3 protein-coding genes are annotated in these 2,415 nt (G+C 36.8%); all 3 read left to right on the plus strand.

All coding sequences use genetic code 11. The annotated features are described in order from the left end of the window. On the plus strand, window positions 1-1,160 hold a 1,160-nt coding region (locus C7B89_RS22735; RefSeq protein WP_208644749.1), incomplete at its 5' end, for a phage portal protein. Then, window positions 1,153-1,728 (plus strand): HK97 family phage prohead protease, encoded by a 576-nt coding sequence (locus C7B89_RS22740; protein WP_115674653.1) that lies wholly within the window; start codon window positions 1,153-1,155, stop codon window positions 1,726-1,728. The genes C7B89_RS22735 and C7B89_RS22740, both read left to right, overlap by 8 nt. After that, window positions 1,721-2,415 (plus strand): phage major capsid protein (locus C7B89_RS22745; protein WP_115674654.1); only part of this gene is annotated, 695 nt, incomplete at its 3' end. The genes C7B89_RS22740 and C7B89_RS22745, both read left to right, overlap by 8 nt.

Here is a 2,415-nt window from a genome sequence, read left to right on the forward strand (position 1 = left end):
GTAAGAAGAAACAAAGGTCTATTACGTCGTCTATTCCTATTTCTTTTGGAGATATTGACGCATTAGGATATGTAAAATTGTCAGAGCATCCAGACGTTGTGATTGCAGTTAATAAAATCGCTGACTTAGTGTCTAATATGACGATTCATTTAATGGAAAACACTGAACAAGGTGACAAACGAGTACGTAATTCATTGTCTAGAAAGATCGATATTGAACCACACCGAAATATGACACGTAAAGGGTGGCTATATAAAATCGTTTCAGATTTACTTTTATATGGAAACGGAAATTCAATCGTTCATATTGGTGTGGATAAAAAGACAGGTTTAATTGAAGACCTGACACCATTTCAGATGCAAGCTGTTTCCTACGAGGATTTAGATGGCAACTACATCATTAATTATGAAGGAGTTACTTACAAGCCCGAAGAAGTGCTTCATTTTGTACTGAATCCTGATCCAAATTATCCGTATAAGGGCAACGGTTATCGGGTAGCTTTACATGATGTAGTTAAGAATTTAGCGCAGGCAAATAAGACGAAAAATAGTTTTATGAGTGGTAAATATATGCCTTCTTTAATTTTATCAGTTGATGCAATGACTGAGGAACTGACAACTAAAGAAGGACGAGACAGTATTCTTAAAAAGTATGTAGATGAAACAGACGGAGGAACGCCTTGGGTAGTGCCTGCGGACTTAATCAATGTACACCAAGTTAAACCATTATCTTTAAAAGACATTGCTATAAATGAAGGTGTTGAATTAGATAAGAAGACTGTAGCTGGACTTTTAGATGTTCCAGCCTTTTTTCTTGGAGTGGGTGAATTTAATAAAGAGGCCTATACCAATTTTATAAACACACGAATTTATGCAATCGGTCAAATTATAGCGCAAACATTAACGCGAGATCTTCTACACAATCCAAACTGGTTTTTCCGTTTAAATCCACGTAGTTTATACAGTTATAACTTAGATGAAATGGTATCAGCAGGAACACAGATGATAGATAGAAACGCAATGAGACGTAATGAGTTACGGGATTGGATAGGGCTTGATCCAGATGTAGAAATGCAAGAACTTATCATCTTAGAAAACTACATTCCAGCAAATAAGTTAAGCGAACAATCAAAGCTGAAAGGTGGTGAGAATGATGAGTAAAAAACGTCATATGCATTTTACATCAGACTTACAAACAAGAGCAGTGGAGAATGAAAACGAGGCAGTAATTGAGGGCTATTTTGTACTCTATGACCAAGAGACGGAACTATGGCAAGGAGCCTATGAAGAAATCGCTCCTGGAGCATTTGATACAAGTTTACGAAACAACGACATTATGTGCTTAGATAACCACGATTCTAGAATTGTACTTGCTAGTTTTGGTAGTGGTACTTTAGAAATCAAATCGGACAATAAAGGGTTATGGGGGCGTGCGGTAATCGACTTAGAGGACCCAAACGCAAAGAGTGCGTATAGAAAAGTACAAACAGGCAAAGTGCGAGGCTGTTCATTTGGATTCTATCCTATTAAAGAAGAGTACATGCCAAGAGAGGACGGTACTTACAAATGGCGCGTAATAGAAGCTGAACTCTTAGAAGTATCAATTACGGCTTTTCCTGCGTATCCTCAAACAGATATTGCAGCACGTCAAAAAGATGTTGAAGCCATGCAGAAACAAAAATTAGAACAACGTAAAAAACAATTAAAGGAGCGATTATCCAATGGCTAATCCAGTTTTATTAGGAGCTAAATTAACGATGAAACGTAGCTCATTAAAATCTGTAGAAGATAAAATTACTGAATTAATTACTAAGCTAAACGAGCTTGAAGGTGCTATCGAGGGAATTGATTCAGAAGAAGATCTAAATTTACTTGAAACACAAGTTAAAGATACCGAAGAAGCCCTTACAAATGCGAAAGATGAAAAAACTTCATTAGAAGATGAAATCGCAGATCTAGAAAATGATATTGAGGCAACAAATCAAAAGAAACCTAAAGCAGGAGGCAAACGATCAATGACAAATAAAGTGGAAACACGCGAGGCAATTAACGAATATGTTCGCTCAAAAGGGTCTGTAAAAGAACGTGCAGGATTTACATCTGTAGAAGGCGGAGCATTAATCCCAGAAGAACTACTTAGCCCACAGGTTACTCCAACAGAAGAAATTGACTTATCTAAATTAGTTAATGTGGCAAAAGTTAATAGTGGATCTGGCAAATATCCTGTAATTAAAAAATCAGGCTCAAAAATGAACTCGGTTGCTGAACTTGCGGCAAATCCAGAACTAGCAAAGCCTACTATCACAGAAGTGAAATATGATATTGCAACTTATCGTGGTTACATTCCAGTATCACAAGAAGTGATCGACGATGCTGATTATGACGTAACAAGTCTAATTGCTGATGAAATTAAAGA

The sequence above is a fragment of the Lysinibacillus capsici genome (assembly GCF_003367505.1).
GTDB classification, from domain to species: domain Bacteria; phylum Bacillota; class Bacilli; order Bacillales_A; family Planococcaceae; genus Lysinibacillus; species Lysinibacillus capsici.